This is a genomic window from Burkholderia arboris (assembly GCF_902499125.1).
Taxonomy (GTDB): domain Bacteria; phylum Pseudomonadota; class Gammaproteobacteria; order Burkholderiales; family Burkholderiaceae; genus Burkholderia; species Burkholderia arboris.
The window spans coordinates 48,597-73,067 of the sequence record NZ_CABVPX010000015.1 but is presented as its reverse complement, the minus strand read 5'-3'; the positions used below and the strand labels follow the sequence as shown (position 1 = coordinate 73,067).

Here is a 24,471-nt window from a genome sequence, read left to right as displayed (position 1 = left end):
AAAAAATAGTATTAATAGCATTATTGTGCAGATAGTGGGCAGCCGGCCTGCCGGCTCACCGGAGAACGATCATTCAACGCGACCTGCATGGACAGACGGCCTTCCGGCTCGCGACGGCGATCCTGCGCGGCGACTATCCGCCCGAATCGCTGCTGCCGAGGGAGCCCGACCTGATGGAGATGTACGGCGTGAGCCGCACGGTGATGCGCGAGGCGCTGCGCACGCTGACGTCGAAGGGGCTGGTCGAATCGCGGCCGAAGGTCGGCACGCGCGTGCGGCCGCGCCGCGCGTGGAACCTGCTCGATGCCGATCTGCTCGACTGGTACGCACGCGTCGCGCCGCCGCTCGCATTCGCGCTGAAGCTGCAGGAGATGCGCGAGATGATCGAGCCGTACGCGGCCGCGCTGGCCGCGCGTACGCATACGCCCGAAGCATTCGTCGCGATCGACGACGCGGCGCGCACGATGGCCGCCGCGCGCAACGTCGACGAATGGGTGCGCGCCGACCTGCGCTTTCACCTGAGCGTGCTCGAGGCCGGCGGCAACGAGCTGCTGGTGCCGCTCGGCGCGCTGATCGACCGCACGCTCGAGGCGCAGCTGCACCTGAACGCGCGCCGGGCCGACGTCTACAACGCGTCGCTCGCCGAGCACGTGGCCGTCAGCGACGCGATCCGCGTGCGCGACGAGGACGGCGCGCGCCGCGCGATGGCGACGCTGCTCGCGGTGACGCGCGCGCGAATCGAGATGTCGTGACGGAAAGGGGCGGGCGGCGAGGCGCCGTCAGGCGTTCGCGCAGCCGCCCGGCTTGACGATGCGTTCCGTCGACGCCGGGTACTTCGCGAGCAGGCTCGCCGAGCGCCGCGGGCGTGCGACCAGGTCGCCGCCGCAGTTCGGGCAACGGCCCTTCAGCACGTCGTCGGCGCAGGTCGCGCAGAACGTGCATTCGAACGTGCAGATGCGTGCTTCCGTCGAATCGGGCGGCAGGTCCTTGTCGCAGCATTCGCAGCCGGGGCGCAGTTCGAGCATGACGGTTTTCCTTGGTTGGATAGGGTCGGGACGCGCGCCGCCGGAGATTGCGTGCGACGCATGCGAGCGCTACTGTACGCGTTTGGATCGGCCTGGCCAACGGTGTTCCGCCCCGGGTGCCGTCGATGCGCACGGGCCGCACCGGGAGACGACCATGCTTTATCGCGGCAGCTGTCACTGCGGAGACGTGAAGTTCGAGGCGGAAGGCGACCTGCAGGGCGTGATGGCCTGCAACTGCTCGATCTGCCAGCGCAAGGGCGCGCTGATGTGGTTCGTGCCGCGCGATCACATGACGGTGCTCACGCCCGACGAAAATCTCGCGACCTACATGTTCAACAAGCACGTGATCCAGCATCGCTTCTGCAAGCGCTGCGGGATTCACACGTTCGGCGAGGGTGTCCATCCGAACGGCACCGCGATGGCCGCGATCAACGTGCGCTGCCTCGAGGGCGTCGACCTCGACGCGCTGCCCGTCACGCACTACGACGGCCGCTCGCACTGAGCGGCGCGCCGGCGCGTGCGCACACGCGCCGCGATCAGGACGGTTGCACGGCCGCCGTGCCCGGCGCAGGCGTTTCCGCTTGCGGCGCGGGGCCGGCGGTGCGCGTGCCGGCGTTGGCCGGACGTTCGATCAGCGGCGCGAGTGCCGGCGCCATCGACTTCAGCAACTGCACGGCCATCGCGCTCGTGAAGTCGTAGCGGGCTGCGTACGGCTCGTGCGCGGTCGCCGTCAGCACGCCGAAGAACCGGTCGCCGATCACGAACACGAAGGTGCCGCTGCGGTTGACCTTGCGCGACTCGATCAGGCGCGCGCCACGCGCATAGACGTTGAAGCGCTGGTCGCCCGTGCCCGTTTTGCCGTATACATCGAGCGTCTTGCCGTCCGGCAGCGTGAGCCCGCCCGCGAGGCGGCGCGCGGTGCCGTTGAGCACGACGTCGCGCAGCAGCGTGTGCGCGACGTTGACGATTTCCGGCGACAGCATCGGCTGCGGCTGGGCAGCCGCGCGCACGAAGCGCGTTTCGTACGGCGTGCCCTGCGCGAAATCGAGCCGCGTGATCGTCTCGGTCGGCGCCTTCTGGCCGCCGTTTGCGATCAGGCCGATCAGTTTCGCGAGCGCATCGGGCTGGTCGCCCGATGCGCCGATCGCGGCCGCATAGGACGGCGTGACTTCCGCGAACGGGTAGCCGAGCGCGCGCCACGACTTCGTGATCTCCGCATACGCGCGCAGCTCGACCATGCGGCGGATGCGCCGGTCCTGCGTCGCGTGGTATCGCGTCTTGTACAGCCACGAATACGTGTAGAAGCGCGCGTCGCGGCTGTCGCGCTGGACGTCGGCGAGCGGCGCGGCCGGGTGCGCGCGCAGGTAGTTGAGCGTCCACAGCGCGAGCGGATGCACGCTCGCGATATAACCGCGGTCGTTGAGGTTGAAGCGGTCGATCGCGTACTTCGCGTAGAGCGCGGCGAGATCGTCGTCGGACAGCGACGCGGCAGGCGTGCCCTTCAGCTGCGCGCGCATCTGCGCATCGAACCACGCGAGCGATTCGTTCGGCGCGACGCTGCGCAGCACCGTCGCGATCTTCGGCGGCGACTTACGCACGTCCTTCAGCATCAGCGCGAGCGCTTCGTCGGGCGCCTTGCCCGCATAGCGCGTGTAGTAGCGCTTCACGTAGACCTGGCTTTCGCCGTCGACGAACTGCTGCAGGTAGTGCTGGCGCTGCACGGGATCGTTGAGCCACGACGACGACGGGCCGGCCGCCTGCAGCGTCTCGTAGTGGACGATGTCGCGCATCAGCCGTACGAACACCAGGTTGACCGAGTGCTCGAACGCCGCGTGCAGCGTCAGGATGCGGCCGTTGTCCGACTTCTCGAAGTTCGAGAACACCTGCGCGCCGCCGCCCGTGTAGAACACGTCGGGGCTCGCCGAGTACTTGCGTTCGACGGCCGCGTCGAGCATCGCCTGGAGCGAGCGGTCGCGCGTATGCGACAGGTAGTCGAGCGCCCAGTGCGACAGCCCGTCGATCGGATCGGGCTTCACGCGCGCAAGCTCCGCGTTCGACAGGTTCGCGTAACGCGCATGCAGGTCCGACACGATCTGCAGGTACGTGATCAGCGTGCGCAGCTTCGCGGTCGAGCCGAGGTTGATGCGGCCGCCGCGGTTCACGTCGAACGGCTCGTTCACGCTGTCGGTCTGCACGCGCAGCATGTTCGCGCCGTTGCGGCGCTCGTACAGCGTGAAGCTGTACGTGAGGTGCGACGGATCGTCCTTCGGCGCGAGCATTTCGAATCCGTACAGCCCGGCGGCCTGCGCGCCGTCGCGCGTCGACGCCAGCGCGAGCCGTGCGGCGACGGCCTGCTGCACGCCGTTGTCGAGCGTGCTCGTCGCCTGCAGGTCGAGCTGGTCGAGCTGGTACAGGTCGCTGATGCCGAGCGCCGACAGCAGCGACGCGCGCGCGGACGTCACCGCCTTGCGCGACACGAACGACTGCACGTGCGCGGCGGCCGGCGGCGCGCTGCGTTCGATCTGCGCGGCGAGCGCGGCATCGCGCAGCGCCGGCGAGATCACGCCGCCGGTCGACAGCAGCCGCAGGTAGCTGTCGGTCAGCTTCTGCAGCGCCGGGTAGCCGCGATTGAGGAAGTACGACGGCGCGCGTTGCGCGATGATCAGCGACAGCACCTCGCGGAACGTCTTGCCCTGTTCGTCGACGTTGTCGCCGGTGGTCGGCGCCGACAGGATCCGGTTCACGTCGTTGAGGTCGCGGCCGTACCACGCGGCGAGACCGTCGCCGATGCCGGTGATTTCGCCGATGTGCGGCCGCGCGGCGAGCGGCACCGAGTTCAGGTAGCGCACGACGATCGTGCGGCGCGCGAGCATCGTCTGCGGGCCGTTCAGGTACGCGCGCACCGACGCGGACGCGATCTGCCGCAGCTTCTCCGGCGGCGTCGCGGTGCGGCCCTCGGGCGAATGGCGGAACTTCTCGATCTGCGTCGCGAGCGTGCTGCCGCCCGGGCGCGCCTGATGGCGGTTGACGACGTGCAGCGCCTGGTCGGCGAGCGCGCGGCTGAAGCGCCCCCAGTCGATCGCCGGGTTGCGGTTCGGCTCGTTCGCGTCGAGCAGGTAGCGATCCTCGATGAACAGCAGCGAGTCGGTGATCACGTGCGGCACCGTGTCGAAGTCGGCATAGACGCGCTGCGGGAACACGGTCGCGAACAGCGGCGAGCCGGTCGAATCGAACAGCATCAGGCCCGTCTGGTCTTTCTCTTCGTAAGGGAGGAACAACCCGCGATCGCCGAGCGACAGCATCCGCTGCGAATCGCGCGCCTGCTTGCTGACGACGAAGCCGCGTGCGAGCAGCCGCTGCTGGAACGCCGGAATCAGCGCGTAACCGAAGCGCTGGTCGTACGGGCCGTTCGCGGGGAAGCGGATGTGATCGCTCGGGCCCGTTTCGACCGTGTAGCCGACGTCGCGGGTGAGCTCGGACAGGTAGTGCGCCTGCATCCGGGACGTTTCGATCTCGGTCTGCACGAGCCGCGCAACGATCGCCACCGCGATCAGCAGTGCGGCGAGCAAAGACCACTTGACCCACGTCCAGACCGATGCAAGGCCGGTCACACGCGGCAGGATACGATTCAGCGGCCGATTCATGGCGGCGTCTCCCTGAGGGCGCGGGTTGTCCGGCCGCACCCCATTAAGGATTAGTGTAGTCCTCCGCAGCGGGCTGCCAAGGGCGGTTGACTACCGAGATGCGTGGATGCAACGCGCGTGCCTGCGACGCACGGCAGCCTGCGCTGCGGTGCGGTGGTGCACGCCGTCGCGGCGTAACGTTTGCGCGTCTGGCGCGGACGCGTCCGCGCGGCAGGGATGCCGGCGGGCAGGCTCGCGCAGCCGGGCTGGCGGACGACGCACCGGTTTCGTGCGCTGCGGCATCGCTGCAAATCGGGCCGGAACCCGTTCAGGAAATGGTCGTCGCCGCATGGCGGCGCTACGGGTTTCCGCGATAGCCGCGCGCGCCGGCGGCGAGTAGGATCGCCGGATGTGCGGCGCATTTCCGCTGACGCCCGGAGTCTCATGACGATCCATCCCGTCGCGCTCGTGTGCACGGCCATCCTCGGGCTGCTGCTGTTCGGGCTCGGGCTCGTCGTGTCCGTCACGCGCTTTCGGCACACCACCGGAAGCGGGTGTGCGCCTGATCCGGAGAACGGGCTGCACAAGGTCGTGCGTGCGCACGGCAACACGGCCGAATACGCGCCGTTTCTCGCGGTGCTGTTTCTCTATTCCGGCGCGCACGATCCGTCGCGCGGAATCCTCGCGCTGATCGTCGCGGCAACCGTGTGCCGCTGCCTGCTGGTGATCGGATTGCTCGCGTGGCCGACGATGGCCGACCCGAATCCCGTGCGTTTCATCGGCGCGCTCGGCACGTATCTGTGCGGCGCCGCGCTGTGCATCGCGCTGTTCTTCTGAGCGACGGCGCTACCGCCACAGCAGCTTCGCGCGATCGTGCCGGCGCACGGCCTCGACGAAGCAGTGGATCAGGTAGTCGCAGGCAATCGTGTTCAGCGCGTCACGGCGCGTGAGCACGCCGACCGACACGGCCGGAATCGTTTCTTCCACGTCGATCGCGACCATCCGCTCGCGAATCCAGTCGACTTCCATGAAGCGCTTCGGCACGCACGACACGGTGTCGGTATGCACCGACAGCGAAAACGCCGCGCTGAACGACGTGCATTCGACGATCGGCTGCGGCGCCGGATAGCCGTGCGCGACGAACACGTCCTGCAGCAGCCGGCCGATGCTTTCCGGTGACGTATTGAGGATCCACTGCGCATCCTGCAGCTGCGCGAGCGACGTGCAGTGACGCAGCGGATTGCTTGCGCGCGTCATCAGGATCAGTTCGGATTCGAGCAGCGGCCGGAACGTGAATTCCGGCGACAGCCGTGTCGCGTCGACGATCGCAATCACGAAGTCGAGCGAGCCGTCGCGCAGCCGCGGCAGCGCGGTGTCGAGAAACCCTTCGCGCACGTCGAGGCGGATCGTCGGCATCCGCTGGCGGAATGCGTCGAGCGCGGCGGGCAGGAAGCCGAGCGACATCAGCGGCGTCAGCGCGCATGCGAGCGCACCTTCCTTGCCGCCCGACAACTGGATCACATCGTCGCGCGCGTGCTGCATCTCCGCGAGGATCAGCCGCGCGCGCGCGTAGACGGCCTGCCCGAAACGCGTGAGCTGCGCGCCGCGCGCGTTGCGCGTGACGAGCGGCACGCCGAGATCGAGTTCGAGTTCGCGGATCGCCTTTGTCAAAGCGGGCTGCGACAGGTGGATCGCGCGCGCGGCCGCGCGCAGGCTGCCGTGTTCGGCGATGGCGGCAAGTGCCCGGAGCTGGTGGTGTTTCACGGCGTGGCGGGGCGCGGCGGCAGTGGCGACGTTCGTATCCTACACCGCGCCGTCGCGTGGAAAGCACGTGATAACCGTGCGTTATCACGATCGAAAAATGTCGCTCCGGGCTGCGTATTTTGAATGCCTAGACTGCATGCGCAGGCCGTCGAACGGGCCGCGCACACGATACGCACAACCAGTACGGAGACACACCTTCATGAAGGCGCCCCGAGCGGACAGCATGTTCGGCGGGCATGTCGGCGACGTTGCCGCATCCCCGTCCAATCGTCAGTTGATCGTCGCCATCACGATCGGCAACGGCCTCGAATTTTTCGACCTCACCGTGTTCAGCTTCTTCGCGGTGCTGCTCGGCAAACTGTTTTTCCCGGCGGTCTCCGCGCAGCAGCAGTTGCTGATGTCGGTCGCGACCTTCGGCGTCGGCTTCATCGCGCGGCCGGTCGGCGGCGTCGCGATCGGGCTCGTCGCCGACCGCTTCGGCCGCGTGCCCGCGATGAACCTCACGCTCGTCACGATGGCGATCGGCACCGGGATGATCGGCGTGCTGCCGACCTATGCGCAGATCGGCATCGCGGCGCCCGTGCTGGTCGTCGTCGCGCGGCTGCTGCAGGGTTTTTCGGCCGGTGGCGAGGTCGGCGTATCGACGTCGCTGCTCGCCGAGCGCGCGCCAGCCGGCGAGCGCGGCTACTACACGAGCTGGCAGTTCGCGAGCCAGGGCGCCGCGGCGCTGGCCGGCTCGTTCGTCGGCTTCCTGCTGTCGTATTGCCTCGATACCGCCTCGCTCGAATCGTGGGGCTGGCGCGTGCCGTTCCTGCTGGGCGTGCTGATCGCGCCGATCGGCCTCTACCTGCGCGCACGCTTCAGCGCGATCGAGCAGCACGCGCCGGCCGCCGCCGCGCGGCGCTCGTCGGCGGTGCTCGGCACCGTGCTGCGGCGCGACGGCGGCGCGGTGCTGACCGCGCTCGGCCTCGTGGTCGGCGGCACGGCCGCGCACTTCATCGTGCTGTATTACATGTCGACGTACGCGATCAAGGTGCTGCACCTGCCGATGGATACCGCGCTGTGGTGCGGGATCCTGTCCGGCGCGGTGATGTTCGTCGCGGCGCCCGTCGGCGGGCGGCTGTCGGACCGCATCGGCAGCAAGCGCGTCGCACTGTGGTCGCGCATCGCGCTGACCGTGCTGATCCTGCCGGGCTTCTGGCTGATCCGCGCGGTGCCGTCGATCGCGACGATGTATGCGGTCGTGATGCTGCTGGCCGCGCTGCATTCGGTCAACGCCGGCGCGAACGGCGTGATCCTCGCCGAGCTGTTCCCGAAGAGCACGCGCGCCACCGCGCTGTCGATTGCGTATGCGGGCGGCGTGTCGATCTTCGGCGGCTTCGCGCAATTCATCGTCACGTGGATGATCGGCGCGACCGGCAATCCCGCGGCGCCCGCGTGGTACGTGATCGTCTGCGGCGTGCTGTCGCTCGTCGCGCTCGCGTTCGCGTCGGATCGCAGCGAACACGATGCGTGATCGCCGCCGCTTCCTTCTTTCCTCTTCGCTCCGAACCGTATGACCGCCACCGTTTCGCTTTCGTCCCCGCCCGCCGACGTCACGGCCGGCGACCTGTGCGACCTGCCCGCCCGCACGATGCTCGACCTGCTGAAGACGCGCCGGATCAGCGCGTGCGACCTGCTCGACGCGCATCTCGCAAGGATCGCAACGGTCAACCCGCGCGTGAACGCGCTCGTGACCGTCGTCGATCCCGACGTGCTGCGTGCCCGTGCGCGTGACATCGACGCCCGCTGGATGCGCGGCGAATGGCAGGGGCCGCTGCACGGGCTGCCGGTGTCGCAGAAGGATCTCACCGCGACGCGCGGCGTGCGCACGACCTACGGTTCGCCGTTGTTCGCCGATCACGTGCCGCAGCATGACGCGCTCGTCGTGCGCCGTTGCGCAAGCGCCGGCGCGTTGACGATCGGCAAGTCGAACACGCCCGAATTCGGCGCCGGGTCGCATACGTTCAACGACGTGTTCGGCGCGACGCGCAACCCGTGGGACCTGACGCGTTCCGCGGGCGGCAGCAGCGGCGGCGCGGCGGCCGCGCTAGCGTGCGGGATGAACGCGCTCGCCTGCGGCAGCGACATGGGCGGCTCGCTGCGCAATCCGGCGGCCTGGAACAGCGTCGTCGGATTGCGGCCGTCGCCGGGCCGGGTGCCGCGCGCGCCGGACCTGAACGGCTGGACGACGCTCGGCGTCGACGGGCCGATGGCGCGCGACGTGGCCGATACCGCGCTGTTGCTTTCGGCGATCGCCGGGCCGAGCGGCGAGACCGCGACCGAGCTCGCGGAACCGGGCGCGCGCTTCGCTCAGCCGCTCGAACGCGACTTCCGCGGCACGCGCATCGCGATGTCACGCGGCTTGCCTGGCGTGCCGGTCGATCCCGAGATCGAGCAGGCGGTCAACGCGCAGGCGCGCGTGTTCGCGGCGCTCGGCTGTGAAGTCGAGTTCGACGATCCCGATCTGTCGGATGCGGAGGACGTGTTCCGCATCGAGCGCGCATGGATGATCGGCACGCTGGTCGACGGATTCGACGATGTGCAGCGCGCGGCGCTGAAACCCGAGATTCACGACGAATACCGGCTGCATCGCTCGCTGACGGCCGCCGATCTCGGCCGCATGTTCGTGCGCAAGACGCGGCTGTTCGAGCGGATGCGTACGTTCATGCAGCGCCACGCGTTCTACGTGCTGCCGACCACGCAGGTGATGCCGTTCGACGTCGACCTGCGCGCGCCCGCGCACGTGCAGGGCGCCGCGAGTACGTCGTACATCGACTGGATGCGGGTGTGCTGGTACCTGTCGTCCACCGAGGCGCCGATCCTGTCGGTGCCGTGCGGCTTCGGCGCGGCCGGTTTGCCGATCGGCATGCAGATCGTCGGTCGCTACCGCGACGACTGGGGCGTGCTGCAGTTCGGCCACGCGTACGAAGTCGCCGCTGGCCGCCGCTGGACCCCGCCCGCGGTCGTCGCCGACGCGATGCGCTAGCCGTCTTCCCCGATGCACCCCTGACCGTTCCGGTTCGCACCGGAGCAGGCCGCGCGCCTGCGGGGGACGCGCACGCCTGCGTTTTGCCATTCGACCCGCGCAATGGAGATCTTCCGATGAAAAAACGGCTGTTGGCAGGCGCGGGTGTCGCGCTGATCGCGGGTGCGGCGCACGCACAGAGCAGCGTGACGCTGTACGGCATTATCGACGAGGGGCTGACCTACACCAGCAACCTCGCCGTCGCCGGCCCGAACGGTACCGTGAGCGGCAAGCCGGCGTGGCGGATGCTCGGTGGCGTGCAGCAGGCGAGCCGCTGGGGGCTGCGCGGCGTCGAGGATCTCGGCGGCGGGCTGGCGGCGGTCTTCACGCTCGAGAACGGCTTCGATCCGAGCACCGGCAAGCTCGGGCAGGGCGGGCTGATCTTCGGCAAGAAGGCGTTCGTCGGGCTGTCGGGGCCGTTCGGCACCGTCACGCTCGGGCGGCAGTACGACACCAACGTCGACTTCCTCGGGCCGCTCGAGGCCGCCGCGCTGTTCGGCGGCTACATGGTTGCGCACCCCGGCGACCTCGACAACGTGAACAACGCGAACTCGACCAACAACGCGATCAAGTTCACGAGCAACGACTACGGCGGATTCCGCTTCGCGGCCATGTACGGCGTGGGCGGCATCGCGGGCGCGGCGACGCGCAACCAGGTGTGGTCGATGACGGCCGGCTACACGCGCGGGCCGCTCGCGGTCGCGGCCGGCTACCTGAATGCGCGCAACCCGAACGTGTCGTTCTTCGGCACGACCGGCAGCCCCGCGCCGGTCACGGGCGGCGTGCCGGGCAACAACATGCTGTCGCCCGTGTATTCCGGCTATGCGTCGGCGCGCACGCTGCAGGTCGCGGCGGCGGGCGGCACGTACGCGATCGGCGCGGTGACGTTCGGCGCGATGTACACGAACACGTCGTTCCGCCAGCTCGGCGACCTGTCGTCCGGGCCGAACCCGGGCGGCGTGTCCGGCAATGCGGTGTTCAACAATGTCGAGGCGAGCGTGCGCTACCAGTTCACGCCCTACCTGTTCGGCGGTGTCGCGTACGACTACACGCGCGGCGGTGGCGTGAACGGCCGCGACGGCGCGACCTATCACCAGGTCGCGGCGGGACTCGACTACTTCCTGTCGAAGCGCACCGACGTGTACCTGACCGCCGTCTATCAGCGCGCGTCGGGCACCGATTCGACGGGGCGGGCGGCGGTCGCCGCGATCAACGGCCCCGGCGCGTCCGCGAACGACCGCCAGTTCGAGGCGCGGATCGGCATGCGGCACAAATTCTGACGGGCGCGCGTGCCGCTGGCGGTGATAAGCTCGCGGGACGCCCGCGACCGACGGGCGGATTCCGATTGCCCGTGCGCGGCCGCGCTGTCGCGTTGCGGCGCGTTTCCGAGGGAAGAACCGACATCATGAGCCGCAAATTCATTCTGAAGGGCGACACGACCGACCATGGCGGCGTGGTGCTCGAAGGGATCGCCAATGCGTCGTTCGACGGACGCGAACTCGCCTATCTCGGCGCACCGGTGTTCTGCGCCGCATGCAAGACGACGGGCGTGATCGTGTCGGACGGCGGCGAGCGGACGATGACCGTGATGGGCAAGGTCGTCGCGCTCGAACACGACCTGTGTCAGTGCGCCTGCACGCCGCTGCCGAAACTGATTCCGTCGCAGGGAACGGGGACGATTTCGGGCTGAAACCCGGCGCGCGGATGCGGTGCCCATCCACGCGTTCTCGATGTGCCGCCGCCAGCCGTCAGACGCTGCCTTCGGTTTCGATCACGAGGATGCGTGCCACGCCGAGCGGATGCGCGACATGCTCGGTACCGGCCGTCGCGTGGAACACGTCACCTGTCTCGAGCACCGTCGCGTGCTCGACGCCGGCTTCGCGGTAGCGCATCTCGACACGGCCGTCGAGCACCGCGAATACCTCCTCGCCATCGTTCACGTGCCATCGATAGGGTGTGTCGGTCCAGTGCAGCCGGACCGTGATGCCGTTCAGGTTCGCGATGTCGAGCGCGCCCCACGCGCGCTCCGCCGTGAATTTCGCACTCCGGATGATGTTCATCGATGGGTTCCCCGGGGTCCGCATTCAGCGCGACATCGCGCGCAGTGCCTGCTCGACGATCGCCTTGCGCTTCGCGAAGCCGGCCGCCGAGCGTTCGGTGACGCGCTTCACGACCGAGGCCGGCGCGGTGTCGGGCGAACCGGCGTCGAACGGCGGTGCGGGCGCATATTCGAGCTGCAGCTGAATCGCCTGCGCTTCTTCGTCGCCGGCCAGTTCCGCGGCGATCGTCAGCGCGAAGTCGATGCCGGCCGTCACGCCGCCGCCGGTGATCAGGTTGCCGTCGCGCACGACGCGCGCGCGCACGGGCACCGCGCCCAACGGTTCGAGCAGCGCGTGGAACGCCCAGTGCGTCGTCGCGCGCCGACCGCGCAGCAGGCCGGCCACGCCGAGCAGCAGCGCGCCCGTGCAGACCGACGTCACGTAGCGCGCGGTGGCCGCGCGTTCCTGCACGAACGCGATCGTGTCGGCATCGAGCAGCAACTCGTTGATTCCGATCCCGCCCGGAATGCAGATCACGTCGAGCGGCGGGCAGTCGTCGAACGTGCAGGTCGGCGCGAGCGCGAGGCCGCTGCTCGACGCGACCGCGTCGCGCGATTTCCAGACCAGATGGACGGCCGCGTCGGGCAGCGACGCGAGCACGTCGTGCGGGCCGGTGAGGTCGAGTTGCTGGACGCCCGGAAACACGAGCAGGCCGATGTGCAGGGTCATGCGAAAACTCCGTGTGGAAGTGACATGCGCCGTCGCCGGCACGGGATGGACAGATCGATTCTAGGCGCGTAGTGTTTGGCGAAATTGCCATATCACCCACGTTTTCAGCCAATCGCCATGCCTGCCGCCCCGCGCTCGATCCTGGTCCTCGCGTTCCCGCGTGCACAACTGCTCGACGTGACGGGGCCGCTGCAGGTGTTCGCCTCCGTCAACGAACTCGCGCTGGAGCGCGGGCAGCCGGCGCCGTATGCGCCGCGCGTCGTCGCTGTCGAAGCGGGGCCCGTCGAAACGTCGTCGGGCCTCGTCGTGATGGCCGAGTCGCTGCGCTCGGCCGCGCGCCATCCCGATACGCTGATCGTTGCCGGCGGCAAGGGCGTGCATGCGGCGTCGAAGGATGCGCGGGTGGTGCGCTGGGTGCGGCAGCAGGCCGGGCGCGCGCGGCGCGTGGCGTCGGTTTGCACCGGCGCGTTCCTGCTCGCCGAGGCCGGCCTGCTCGACGGGCGGCGCGCGGTCACGCACTGGGCGCGCTGCGACGAATTCGCGGCGCGTTACCCGAACGTGCGCGTCGAATCCGACCCGATCTTCATCCGCGAAGGCGCGCTGTGGACGTCGGCCGGCGTGACGGCCGGCATCGATCTCGCGCTCGCGCTGGTCGAGGAGGATCTCGGGCGCGCGACCGCGCTCGACGTCGCACGCGAACTCGTCGTGTTCCTGAAGCGCCCCGGCGGACAGGCTCAGTTCAGCGCGATGCTGTCGATGCAACGCACCGACGACCGGTTCGGCGAACTGCACGCATGGATGGCCGAGCACCTGACGGCCGACCTGTCGGTGCCCGCGCTGGCCGGGCGCGTAAGCATGAGCGAGCGCAGCTTCGTGCGCCACTATCGGGCGGGAACCGGCCGTACGCCCGCGCGAGCGGTCGAGCAGATCCGTGTCGAGGCTGCGCAGCGCCTGCTCGGCGAAACGGCATGGCCCGTCAAGCGGATCGCCGCGCGTTGCGGCTTCGGTTCGGAGGAGACGCTGCGGCGCAGTTTCGTGCGCGTGCTGGGCGTGTCGCCGCAGGGTTATCGCGAGCGGTTCGTGCGGTGACGCACGGCGCGTGACCGGGGCCGGCGCGGTTGCTATCCGGCCTGTCCGGGACTGAACGGAAACCGGTCGGTTTCCAGTCCGAAATGCCGAAACTATTCAGGATCGGAGAACAATAGGCGGGGGCTTGTGCCGGGCCTGCCGCGCGCTTTATTCTGTTCCGTTGGCGATCCGATGGGGGATGCAGCATGGACCGAATCCAGGCAATGGAAGTTTTTACTCGTGTGGTCGACGCGAACAGCTTCACGCGGGCTGCCGATACGCTCGCGATGCCGCGCGCGTCGGTGACGACCATCATCCAGAATCTCGAAGCGCTGCTCGGCGTGCGCCTGATGCACCGGACGACGCGCCGGCTGTCGCTGACGCCGGAGGGCGCCGCGTACTACGAGCATTGCATGAAGATCATCTCGGAAATCGCCGAAGCCGACGCGAGTTTCCAGACCGGCAACCGCAAGCCGAGCGGCGTACTGCGCGTCCACATGCCGAGCTCGCTCGGGCGCCGCATCGTGCTGCCGTCGCTGTCGATTTTCCGGCAGCGCTATCCGGACATCACGCTCGAGCTGGGGCTGTCCGACCGCTATGTGGATCCGGTCGAGGAGGGCATCGACTGCATGATCCGCGTCGGGCCGCTCGAGGATTCGTCGATGGTCGCGCGGCGGATCGGGATGCTGAAGCGCGTGACCTGCGCGTCGCCCGATTACCTCGCCCTTCACGGCGAGCCGCACGAGATTGCCGATCTCGCCGAACACCATGCGGTGAATTTTCGGTCGAGCCACGGCGCGCGGGCGATCCCGTGGGTGTTCATGATCGACGGCAAGCCGTTCGAGGTACGGATGAACGGCGGCGTCACGGTCAACGATTCGGATGCCTATGTGACGTGCGGGCTCGAAGGATTCGGGATGATCCAGCCGACGCTGTTCATGGTGCTGCCGAACCTGCTCGACGGCTCGCTGGTCGAGGTGCTGCCGGACTGCAATCCGAAGCCGAAGCCGATCTCGATCGTTTATCCGCACAACCGCCATCTGTCGCAGAAGGTGCGCGTGTTCGCCGACTGGATTGCCGAGGTGTTCGAGTCGACGCCGTCGCTGGAGGGCGGGGAGAACTGGCGCGGGAAGGTGCAGGAAAAGGCGGCGGTGGCGGCGTAGGACTGCGCGACGAGGCCGGGCGGAAGTAACGGGTGCTGATGCCGCATGCCGCTCGCGGAGCACGGGCGACTTTGAGGAGCAATGAAAAAAGCCGCTGTTTCTTTCGAAACAGCGGCTTTTCGCATTTGGTGGCGAATCAGGGATTCGCGGAAATGCCCTGAAACCCTTGTCCAGCCTCGTTCTGCGGCTGCTACACGTTTTCAGGATAGCAGGTCGGGGTAGCAGCACCTAGCCCTGCTGACGCGTCTGTTCACGGGCAGACCAAATTTATTTGTTGCGGCCCTTATTTTTGTGCCGTGCGCCCCAACGCGCCAAAGCACTGCAATCGTGTAGGGACCTGTCCATGTACCAATCGTCAGGTGTTCCCTCAATTTCTCGGGCAAATATGCCGTAATATCCTGTGTCGCGGTAAAACGTGCTGACGCGGCCTGTCGTCGTGGCGACTGCGCAACCCTGTCAGACCTTCGCACCGCGCATTGACAACGCGCGTCTGTCGCCTGGCTTACATCGTCTATAGCCGGTCGGAAGGCACGGAAGAAAAAGTTAAGTCCTCGCCGAGGGGAGACCGAAGTTGAACACCCAGTCGTACCTGGCCGCCGTGCCTGCACCGGTGCTCGTTACCAGCGTCGCGCTGGCCGCGCTCGTCATCGCCGTCGTTGCTGCATTTCTCCTGCCTGCCCTGAAACACTGGTTCCGGCTGAGAGATATCCAGAATCGGATATCTCAATTCGCCCCCCAAAATTACCCCGCCCAGTTCAAGGCCGTGTTCAAGAGCGACCGTCGCCTTGCTCATCTCTGGAGCGAATACGAAGAGTCGCTGCACGTTCAGCGGGAGGAGCGGGATGGGCAGATGGTTGTGCGCGCGGTTCGCGCCACCGTGCCCGCTGAGCTGTATTTCAACGGCCAGGTCGTGGTCGACAGCCGCCTGCGCACGGAGTTTTTTAAGCATGTTCCGGGTATTTTCACCGGCATCGGTATTATCGGTACCTTCAGTGGACTGATTGAAGGTCTGGATGCATTTCAGGTGAGCGAGAACGCTGCCACCGTACGCAACAGTCTTGAGTCGCTGATGCATTCCGTGGGGGAGGCGTTTCTTGTGTCGGCCTCCGCGATTGCCGCTGCGATGATAATGACGTTTCTCGAGAAGCTTCTGCTGGCCGCGCTCTACCGGCGGACAGAGGAAATTGCGCATGCGATTGACGCGTGCTTCGAAGCTGGGGCCGGCGAAGAATACCTGTCGCGATTGGTCAAAGCGTCGGAGGAGTCGGCCAGTCAATCGAAAATCCTGAAGGATGCGCTCGTCAGTGAGCTGGGTGAACTGCTGCGCGAATTAACGGGTGCGCAGATAGCCGCCGGCAGAGAGCAACAAACGCTGGCTGCTGAAGCGGCTCGCCAGAACAACGTCGCTTTGGGTAACGCGATTGCCGAAAGCATCCAGCAGGGTCTCAAGGGACCGCTCGAAGAAATCGCCGCCACCGTGAAAAGCGCCAGTGGTGACCAGAGTGAGAGCGCGGTGCGCATGCTGCAGGATGTGATGGCGAGCTTCAGCCAGCGGCTGAATGACCTGTTTGGCGGCCAGATTTCCGGTCTCAACGAACTCAATCAGCAGACTGCCAGGAGCATCCAGGAGGCTGTGGGCACGTTGCACACGTTGGTCGCAAACATCGAGGCTTCGAGTCAACGTTCGACTGACACGATGGCACAGCGGATGGCTGAGGCCATTGAGAAGATGGAATCTCGGCAGGAAGCGATAAACGCCCAGTCCGCCGCATTTGTCGAGCAGATTCGCGAGCTCGTTGCGACTTCCCAGTCGGAGACAAGCCAGAAGCTGCAGACGACGCTGGAAACACTCGGCACGCAGGTCACCCAGATGCTGGCGACGCTCAGCGGGGCGCAGAAGGAAGTATTTGAGAATAACCGGGCGCGTGAGAGTGCCATGGCGGAACGAGCCACGGGTGCGGTCGCAACGATGTCCGAGTCGGTTGATTCTGTTGTCAGGGAGCTCGGAGCCGCGACTACCCAGATGGCTCAGAGTGTCGCCGCCCTGACGCAAGCCACGACATCCTCGGTGGACCGGATGAACGCAGGCGCCGAGGTGCTGGGTACGGCATCGCGCAACTTTGCGGCGGCAGGCGAGCGCGTTTCGGGCGTGATGGGGCAGGCAGCCAGCGTGTCAACAAAGCTGGCCGAGACGTCGGGCAGTTTGACGAGTGGGGCGGGGGCAATACAGGAGCTGTTGAGAGATTACCGTGCTCACCGGGACGCTATTGGTCAGCTGGTTACCGAACTACGCGCAACGGTCGACGCCGCTCGCAAGGAAGCGACGCTGACCGGCGATATTCTCAGTCGTATTGAGAGCTCCGCAACCCGTCTTGGAGCGGCACAAGTGCAGGCCGACGAGTACCTTGCTGGCGTCAGCCGGGTGCTCGGGGAGGCACATACTTCCTTCGCCACGGAGGTCAGGCGCACGCTCGACAAGGCAAATACTGAATTCCACACGAAACTCACGTCGGCAGTCGGGCTACTTTCGTCTGCAGTGGGCGAGCTCGAGTTGACGCTCGCGTCAATGGGGACACTCGTACCGGTGAGGAAGTAAGCGATGTTCGGAGCCCGGATAGTCGTCAAGCGCGGCGGTCGCGATGAGGCAGAAAAGCCGTTCTGGATATCATTCGCCGACCTGATGACCGCACTGATGGTGCTCTTTCTCGTCGTCATGGGCGTAGCGTTGCTTGCAGTGACCAAGGATGTGACCGAGAAGGAAAAGCGCGAGGAGCAGCACCGCAAAGACATTGAGCTTATTCTGGACCGCTTTCAAAGCGCCGCGAAGCGGTATAACGGTATCAAGGTAGACCGCGACCGACACGTTATCGACTTTGGTGACCGCGCTCGCTTCGCATTCGGGAAGTCGAATCTGGCGCCCGAACAGGAAGAAGTACTGCGCCAGTTTGTTCCCGAAATCTTGGCACGGGCGAATGACGACCTCGGTAAGCGAGTCCTGAAGCGGGTCGTGGTCGAAGGCTACACGGACAGGACTGGCACGTATCTCAGCAATCTGAATCTCAGCCTGCAGCGCAGCGAACGCGTGTTATGCAGCATGTTCGCAACTGATGGCGCGAGCCTGCTCAACGAGGACCAGAAGGAGAATGTGCGCAATCTGTTTCTGGTCGGCGGGTACTCGTTCAATGACTCCAAAGACACGGACGAAGAGAGTCGCCGCGTCGAGATGCGTATCGAGTTTCTTGGTGTCGGTGAGCAGCGCCCGCCGGTAGCTGCGCAAATAGGCAATTTCGGCGACTGTGCATTGCGATGAGTGCACTTGACCATTTGGCGTCCCTGCTACGCCCATCGCTCGGCGAAGGCGCCAAAACAACGATATCGGGCGGTGGCATTGATGCCCTGCTGGTAGAGATGAAGGCGCGCTTGAAGTCTGGAGGTGGCAGAACACCTTCGGAAGACCATCAGCTTGACGCCGTACGCCGCTACTGGGATAGCCAGGAAGTAAGCACCTTTCGGGATGCCTATCTGCTGGCGTGGAGTCTTTGCATACCTCATTGTCCACGCGGCCCGTGTGTATTGGAGGACCGACCTCGCCTGCAAGGCGTTCTGGACGGCATCGATGGGTACAAATCCAAGACGAGCGCATACAGACGCTGCTATCAGGGACTGGTCAAGAGCTACTTCACCTATGACGCAGACGCGCCCGAAGTGCCTCCCGTCGGCCGAAAAAACTGGGGCGTGTTGCGGGACTACCTTCACGACAACAACGGCGATATTCGCGACAGAGGGCCGGGTCCGGAGTGGGTCGACACCGCCGCCAAAAACAGGCAGCTTTTCGGGGAGGCACCCTGTGCGCCCTACGTAAGCGCTCTGCTGCAGGGTGACGCGTCATGCATTGACGACCTGTGCGAGCAGCTTCAAATCGGGAAGGGGTCCTGGTTTTTGCGACAACTGGTTCTTGCTCAGGTGGAGGGCGCCACGAAGCTGGGTCACGGTGAGTTCCAGCATCTCCTGCCGCGACTGCTCGGTCTGCTAGCCAATAATGAAGTGCTGCGCGACCGCGGGATGATTATGGTCCTCGACCGCTATGCGCAGGTGCCCGGTACCATCTTGCATCCGGGTCTCCGTGACCATGCCGTTTCCTGGTGGGGGAATCCGTGGCTTCCGTCGAATGCGACACGTTGGGGAGGCGTTGTGCCGGCGGCGCGTTCAATGGTGGCTGAGTGGCTGAAGCTCGAGTTCATCGAGACATTTTTTACCAAGCTCGCGGAGGACGGACTTGGCGACCCGCGTCGGATGGAGTTCTGGAAACGGTACGTCAAGGCCATCGACCACATCGAGTTTGCATTGGGTTCGTTCGCGCGAAATTCAAGGGAGCAGGACTTCGTCGCACTGCGCAGGAAAATGGCAGGGCTTACCTGCGAGCTCGAGGCTCCAGGGGCAAACAATGCTTTCATCATGACGATGGGCAATCTCGTCGCCGTGGAATTCAGTGGACTGGGAAATGCTCTGTATGGCTACGATGCCGGGCGTTCGATACCGTTTGATACGAGCCGCACACTGGGGCTATCGGTAGGCGGAAACAATTCGCTGAAGCAGAAACGAAGGAGCATCCTTTGGCTCAGCCATCAGGACGGTATTCACGGTTGGTCAAAATGGGAAGACATGTTTGAGGCGACGTTGCGCAAGGAGTTTGGCATTCTCCCGTCCGCTTCAGCGCCGTGGGGCACCGATAGAAGTTCGCAACCCCTGCAGTCGTTGTCCTCCGGGAAGCGTGGCGCTGCTGACTCATCGTTGAATCGGGACAAGACGCACCCCGAGTCCTACTCGCATGTCGCCCTCCGACGCTTCGCTGCGATACATGGACTGGAAGTCGACGACAAGACATCTATGGGCGGCAACCTTTGGGTCCGCGGCGCCAGTAGCGACGAAATGGTCAATCAGGTGCTGACGCGGTGGGGATTCCGCGCCAAGCCGGGCAAGGGGTGGTGGAGATAGGTCGAACCGTGTTCAAGCTATTCAAGAAAGCAAAAGAGCGTGACCTCACGTCATGGAGACGATTCTGGTCACCCGCCGGACTAGTCCTGACCCGCCATCCGGCAGCGGACGGCGTGGCGGTTGATGGGAGTCTGGTCGAAGGCTATCTCACTCAACTGACCGATGACGGACTGGCCGGGCAAACCGAAGACGGATTCCTGCTGGATTGGGATTCGCTGTACGCGGCGATTGAGCGGCCGGACTACGCGGCATTGCGCGACATTCTTCAACTTCCCTCATTCACTGCGACCCGTCCTGTTCTTCGAAGCAGTCATTCGTTGACGGACCGCGACTTTGCTATTGCACTGGATGGATGGTATGCCGACGATGGGGGCCAATTTCGTGGTGCACTCACCGGCCCGGTCATGGCGGACGGACCCACGGAGGCGCTCATGCGCCCCGCCCAGTGGGAGCTGTTCAAGACCGTGGTTGCGTTCTCACGGCGTGGAGAAGACGAGCGTACCGATGTGGCCAATCGCCAGGGCTGGGGGCGAATCCGCAAGCTTGCGCTTGCAGCGGGTGCTCGACTTGATGATTTCCTTTACCGGTCGGTGGTGCTGAGCCCAGAAAAACTTCATATCGGGCTAAGGCGCTCGGACAGCGTATCCGATGACCACGTGGTTGAAATTGAGCCGGGTTTCGAAGGAGCCCCTCCGGACTGGCTCGACACGTTTGACCGGGCGCGTGAGATTCGTGACCGATATGACATCGTCACCCCGGAGGGTATCGTTCAGGTTCTGGTCACGCCCAAAGTGCGGACCGTGTTGCGCGAAATCAAGCGACTGCCCGGGCGGCGTGTAGCCGGCTCGCGAGCTCAGGCGTTCCTGCTGAATCCCTATGCCGCGCTGGGCGCTGATGCTATCGACGTCATCGAAGAGGCGCAGTTTGAGCAGGCGCGTGAGGAGGCTGGTCTTGATTACGAGCGTTTCGTGCCGATATTCGAGCGCGACGGCGCCGGCTATCCGGTGCAGGTTGGCCTGCTTATCGAAACAGCGGTAGCGAGTGGCCCAACTTCCTCTGAAAGCCATTGGCTCGACGACCACGAACTATCAGCTTTTATCAAGGCGCTGTCAAAGGCGCTCGCGCTTGGTTATCAACTCCTCGCTTGGCAGGGCTATGACTTGGTCGTGCAAGGGGATGCCGAGCAGCATTTAAGGGACCTGACGGCAGCGCTGATGCAGCGTCAGACTCCGCCGACACTTGTTTCCTATGCCCAGATACATGACCTGAGCGGTTATTCAGCTCGCATCGAGTCCATTGGTGTTGAAAAGCCTTACCACTCAGCGTACATCGCGAAGAAGAACGAGCAGGAGGGGTGGTTTCCTGACAATGTCCTGCCGGTCGTGGTCTACCAACCGAAAGATGGAGGCGAGCCGGTCGCGGTCCCAACCAGCAAACCTGCCATTGAACAGCTCAGGAAGGTCATGCAGGCCGCCGAGGCCAAGGGCACAACCGAGCTTGATGTCTCGTGGCTGAAGGACCCGATTTCGCTATCGGACGCGAAGGAGATGGTTACGACGTTCGAGAACGTCTTTTCCTCGCTGGATTCCGATAAGCCATTTGACCCGGAGCATATCCCACGCTCGCGACGCGAGGAGCGAAGCCCCAAAAAGCAGCTTGTGCTGCGGGCAAATATCCAGGCGCTCGAGTATGAGGAGATACGCCGTGAGGCATTGCAGGCCGTGCCGGCGCAACCGAAGCTCCCCACGAGCATCCGGCCTGAGTTCACGCTTCTGCCGCACCAGCATGCTGGGCTCGCGTGGATGCAGCATTTGTTCAGTCTGCAGGCCGATTACCAAGTCAGGGGAGCAATCCTCGCAGACGATATGGGGTTGGGCAAGACGTTCCAGCTGCTTGCGCTGATGGCGTGGCTGCTAGAGCGGGAGCCGGATATGGACCCCATGCTGGTTGTCGCTCCCGTCTCACTGCTCGAAAACTGGGCAGAGGAGGCGAATAAGTTCTTTGAAGCCGGTGCGCTCCCGCTCCTGACTGCCTATGGCGAGAGTCTCACCGGACTTCGAGTGCCACGTGGTCAGATTGACCAGCGTCTGCAAGCTGAGGACGGTCTCGTCAAGTTTTTGAAACCGGACTGGGTTGGCGACGCAAAGGTGGTCCTGACGACGTATGAAACGCTGCGAGACCTGGAATTTTCCTTCGCCGCCCAGAAGTGGTCATTGATGGTGTGCGACGAAGCCCAGCGCATCAAAAACCCGGCCGCAATGGTGACGCGTGCTGCGAAGAAACAGAACGTTGCGTTCAAGATTGCCTGTACTGGAACACCAGTTGAAAACACGCTGGCGGACATGTGGTGCCTGTTTGACTATGTGCAACCCGGTTTGCTGGGCGCCCTGAACGATTTCGGTCAGCGGTACCGAAAACCGATTGAAGCCAAGACCGACGAGGAAAAGGCGCGTGTCGAGGAGTTGCGGGCACGTATCTCGCCGCAGATTCTCCGGCGTCTCAAGACGGAAGTCGACACCGGACTGCCGCCCAAAATTGTCGTCGAAGACTGCAGAAAGCTAGCGATTTCGAATGTCCAGCGCAATCTGTACGCCAAAGCAGTAGAGAGTTTTGCGAAGCGCAACGAACCGAACCATACGACACCGTTCAAGAACCACCTCGGACTGCTGCACTACCTGAGGCTGCTATGTACGGACCCACGACCCTATGGCCTGGGCGTGTTCAAGCCAGAACCCTTGGGCGAGTATCGCGCGAAGTCACCCAAGCTCGACTGGCTTCTCAAGCAGCTTCACGAAATCGAGGTCAAAGGCGAGAAGGCTATCGTTTTTTGTGAATTTCGCGAGATTCAGCGTCTATTGCAGCACTACATCGAGGCCGAGTTCAGGTTACGTCCGGACATCATCAATGGTGATACGAGCGCGTCGTCGAGTCATGTTGCCAGTCGCCAGAAGAGAATCAAGTCATTCCAGGATACGCCCGGCTTTGGTGTCTTGGTGCTTTCGCCAGTTGCTGTTGGGTTTGGCGTCAATATCCAAGCGGCAAACCATGTCATTCATTACACGCGTACCTGGAACCCCGCCAAGGAGGACCAGGCCACTGACCGCGCGTACCGCATCAATCAGAAGAAACCGGTCTACGTCTACTACCCCGTTGTTCAAGCACCCGACTTTACGACGTTCGACGTCAAGCTCGACCAGTTGCTCGTCTATAAACGGGGCCTCGCCGAAGACATGCTGAATGGTGCAGGCGATGTGGCGCCGGCGGACTTCAATATTGCGGATGTCGTCCCAGAGGCACAGAGCGCCAATATTGATGAGCGCATCACTCTCGATTTGGCGCTTCGCATGAGCTGGCAGCACTTCGAATGTCTTGTGGGAGCGCTTTGGAGCAAGCGTGGCTACAACTGCTACCGCACGCCTGGAACAAATGACAACGGCGTCGACGTTGTTGCTATTGACGGTAACCGAGGACAGCTTATTCAGGCTAAGACGAGCGGAACCGATGGAACAAGGTTGGGATGGGAGGCCGTTAAGGAAGTTGTGGCCGGGGAGGCGTTCTACCGCCGTAGACATCCCGGCGTGGCTTTCGAAAAGGTCTGTGTGACGAATCAGTTCTTCAACCGGCAGGCGCATGAGAACGCGGCATTAAACGTTGTGGAACTGTTGGACCAAAAGCATCTCGCGGACCTGCTTGAGCGACATGTCGTGACAATGCTTGAGGTGGAGCGGATGTTGTTCGCCGAATGGCAGACAACGGAATCAGTAGTGTGAATTCTGTCCAGGCGTGTTGATTAACGGAAGCGGCCACCTGCCTGAGGGAACTACACGTTGACCTGTTGTATATCGCCAGTCCGCTACTGTCCTAGCGCGGTTCCACGAGCTCGTCATCAGGAGCTGAGCGACGGTCGCAGAATCGTTCGGATGTCGCTCTAAGTTGAATGAAGGCGCTCCTATCTGGGCGCCTTCATTGATTATCCGCTCTGACGATACTGTGAGTGTTGATAGCCGACCAAAACTGACCCGTTTGCGGCAAATTTTTTCATCGAAAATTGACCCACATGTTCGAATGCCTGCTTGGGACGCCAAGCAGGAGAACCGGAGTGATTACGGTGAGCATGTTGGCCAAAATCCGGCGGATGCACTTCCGCGATGGCGTCCCTCTTCGGGACATTTCTCGACGTACCGGGTTGTCCAGAAACACGATCCGACGATGGCTGCGAGAGCCATCCACTGGCGAGCCAAAGTATCCGAAACGTGCAAGCAAGAGTGTCATCGACGCTTGAGCGGAACAACTGCGTCAGTGGTTGATTGCTGACTCACGTCGGCCCAAGCGAGATCGACGCACAGCAACGCAGATGTATGAGGAATTGCGCGCTGCTGGCTACGACGGGAGCTATCAACGCGTCTGCGCATTTGTGCGGAGCTGGAAGCAGGAGCGGGATGAGGGTCCGCAGCGCGGTGCGTTCGTGCCTATGTCATTCGAATATGGGGACGCGTTCCAGTTTGACTGGAGCTGTGAAGACGTCTTCATCTGTGGGTTGCGCCGGCGCCTCGAAGTGGCGCATGTAAAGCTCGCTGCAAGCCGGGCATTCTGGCTGGTCGGGTACCACACCCAAAGTCACGAAATGTTGTTCGATGCACACGCCCGCGCCTTCGTCGCGTTCGGCGGGGTGCCTCGTCGCGGCATTTACGACAACATGAAAACTGCGGTCGACAAAGTTGGTCCCGGCAAGGAATGGGCTATCAACGCCCGCTTCCATGCGATGTGCAATCACTACCTGTTCGAGCCGGAATTCTGCAACCGTGCCGCTGGCTGGGAGAAAGGAGTCGTCGAGAAAAACGTTCAGGATCGGCGTCGCCAGATCTGGCATGAGGCGATCCGGATGCGTTGGGAGTCGCTCGACGTTCTTAATATCTGGCTAGCGGAGCGCTGCCGTCAGGCATGGGGGTGATGGCCTCGGTCCGGCACGGCGTTTCCAGGCTCAGCCAGATTTCGGTC

18 protein-coding genes and 1 pseudogene are annotated in these 24,471 nt (G+C 64.5%); 14 read left to right on the top strand and 5 right to left on the bottom strand.

Going from position 1 to position 24,471, the window contains the following annotated elements; translation table 11 throughout:
- Positions 1-47: 47 nt before the first annotated feature.
- Positions 48-752 (top strand): FadR/GntR family transcriptional regulator, encoded by a 705-nt coding sequence (locus BLA15945_RS19340; RefSeq protein ID WP_174993201.1) that lies wholly within the window; start codon positions 48-50, stop codon positions 750-752.
- A gap of 27 nt (positions 753-779) precedes the next feature.
- Here the strand turns inward: BLA15945_RS19340 and BLA15945_RS19335 are convergent, their stop codons facing one another.
- Positions 780-1,025, bottom strand: a complete 246-nt coding sequence (locus BLA15945_RS19335) for a DUF1272 domain-containing protein (RefSeq protein ID WP_059233277.1) — start codon at positions 1,023-1,025, stop codon at positions 780-782.
- A 154-nt stretch (positions 1,026-1,179) separates the two neighbouring features.
- On the opposite strand from BLA15945_RS19335, the gene BLA15945_RS19330 reads away from it, so the two are divergent.
- Positions 1,180-1,527 (top strand): GFA family protein, encoded by a 348-nt coding sequence (locus BLA15945_RS19330; RefSeq protein WP_059233278.1) that lies wholly within the window; start codon positions 1,180-1,182, stop codon positions 1,525-1,527.
- 34 nt (positions 1,528-1,561) lie between these two features.
- Here the strand turns inward: BLA15945_RS19330 and BLA15945_RS19325 are convergent, their stop codons facing one another.
- Positions 1,562-4,669 carry a transglycosylase domain-containing protein gene (locus BLA15945_RS19325; protein WP_174993165.1) on the bottom strand — a complete coding sequence of 1,036 codons (3,108 nt, stop codon included), beginning with the start codon at positions 4,667-4,669 and terminating at the stop codon, positions 1,562-1,564.
- 423 nt (positions 4,670-5,092) lie between these two features.
- On the opposite strand from BLA15945_RS19325, the gene BLA15945_RS19320 reads away from it, so the two are divergent.
- Entirely contained in the window at positions 5,093-5,485 is a 393-nt protein-coding gene (locus BLA15945_RS19320) for an MAPEG family protein (protein ID WP_174993164.1), read from the top strand.
- Positions 5,486-5,494: 9 nt separating this feature from the next.
- Here the strand turns inward: BLA15945_RS19320 and BLA15945_RS19315 are convergent, their stop codons facing one another.
- Positions 5,495-6,412, bottom strand: coding sequence for a LysR substrate-binding domain-containing protein (locus tag BLA15945_RS19315; protein WP_174993163.1), 918 nt, complete (start codon positions 6,410-6,412; stop codon positions 5,495-5,497).
- A 199-nt stretch (positions 6,413-6,611) separates the two neighbouring features.
- On the opposite strand from BLA15945_RS19315, the gene BLA15945_RS19310 reads away from it, so the two are divergent.
- The 4 genes from BLA15945_RS19310 to BLA15945_RS19295 all read left to right on the top strand — a co-directional run bounded on the left by BLA15945_RS19310 (position 6,612) and on the right by BLA15945_RS19295 (position 11,169).
- A complete protein-coding gene (locus BLA15945_RS19310; protein WP_174993162.1) occupies positions 6,612-7,928 on the top strand; it encodes an MFS transporter in 1,317 nt (438 codons plus the stop codon).
- A gap of 39 nt (positions 7,929-7,967) precedes the next feature.
- Positions 7,968-9,440: an amidase gene (locus BLA15945_RS19305; RefSeq protein WP_174993161.1), complete on the top strand. Its 1,473-nt coding sequence runs from the start codon at positions 7,968-7,970 to the stop codon at positions 9,438-9,440.
- 116 nt (positions 9,441-9,556) lie between these two features.
- Positions 9,557-10,759 (top strand): porin, encoded by a 1,203-nt coding sequence (locus tag BLA15945_RS19300; protein ID WP_174993160.1) that lies wholly within the window; start codon positions 9,557-9,559, stop codon positions 10,757-10,759.
- Between the two features lie 125 nt (positions 10,760-10,884).
- A complete protein-coding gene (locus BLA15945_RS19295) occupies positions 10,885-11,169 on the top strand; it encodes a PAAR domain-containing protein (RefSeq protein ID WP_174993159.1) in 285 nt (94 codons plus the stop codon).
- A 58-nt stretch (positions 11,170-11,227) separates the two neighbouring features.
- On the opposite strand, the gene BLA15945_RS19290 is transcribed toward BLA15945_RS19295, so the two are convergent.
- Complete coding sequence (locus tag BLA15945_RS19290; RefSeq protein ID WP_174993158.1) at positions 11,228-11,539, bottom strand: cupin domain-containing protein; 312 nt, start codon at positions 11,537-11,539, stop codon at positions 11,228-11,230.
- A 24-nt stretch (positions 11,540-11,563) separates the two neighbouring features.
- A complete protein-coding gene (locus tag BLA15945_RS19285) occupies positions 11,564-12,247 on the bottom strand; it encodes a DJ-1/PfpI family protein (protein WP_174993157.1) in 684 nt (227 codons plus the stop codon).
- A gap of 117 nt (positions 12,248-12,364) precedes the next feature.
- Between BLA15945_RS19285 and BLA15945_RS19280 the strand changes: the two genes are divergently transcribed.
- From BLA15945_RS19280 to istA, 7 genes and pseudogenes are all read left to right on the top strand, one after another.
- Complete coding sequence (locus BLA15945_RS19280; RefSeq protein WP_174993156.1) at positions 12,365-13,336, top strand: GlxA family transcriptional regulator; 972 nt, start codon at positions 12,365-12,367, stop codon at positions 13,334-13,336.
- Positions 13,337-13,521: 185 nt separating this feature from the next.
- On the top strand, positions 13,522-14,478 hold the full coding sequence (locus BLA15945_RS19275) for a LysR family transcriptional regulator (RefSeq protein ID WP_059233288.1): 957 nt from the start codon (positions 13,522-13,524) through the stop codon (positions 14,476-14,478).
- A gap of 571 nt (positions 14,479-15,049) precedes the next feature.
- Positions 15,050-17,074, top strand: a complete 2,025-nt coding sequence (gene zorA / locus BLA15945_RS19270; protein ID WP_174993155.1) for an anti-phage ZorAB system protein ZorA — start codon at positions 15,050-15,052, stop codon at positions 17,072-17,074.
- A 3-nt stretch (positions 17,075-17,077) separates the two neighbouring features.
- On the top strand, positions 17,078-17,788 hold the full coding sequence (locus BLA15945_RS19265; RefSeq protein WP_174993154.1) for an OmpA/MotB family protein: 711 nt from the start codon (positions 17,078-17,080) through the stop codon (positions 17,786-17,788).
- The gene (locus BLA15945_RS19260) at positions 17,785-19,473 is read left to right on the top strand and encodes an EH signature domain-containing protein (protein WP_174993153.1); all 1,689 of its coding nucleotides are present in this window, start codon (positions 17,785-17,787) and stop codon (positions 19,471-19,473) included. The genes BLA15945_RS19265 and BLA15945_RS19260 overlap by 4 nt, the downstream gene beginning before the upstream one ends.
- Before the next feature lie 8 nt (positions 19,474-19,481).
- Positions 19,482-23,243, top strand: a complete 3,762-nt coding sequence (locus tag BLA15945_RS19255) for an SNF2-related protein (protein ID WP_174993152.1) — start codon at positions 19,482-19,484, stop codon at positions 23,241-23,243.
- A gap of 338 nt (positions 23,244-23,581) precedes the next feature.
- Positions 23,582-24,418 (top strand): annotated as a pseudogene (istA, locus tag BLA15945_RS19250) (IS21 family transposase); the annotation flags it as partial.
- Positions 24,419-24,471 lie beyond the last annotated feature (53 nt).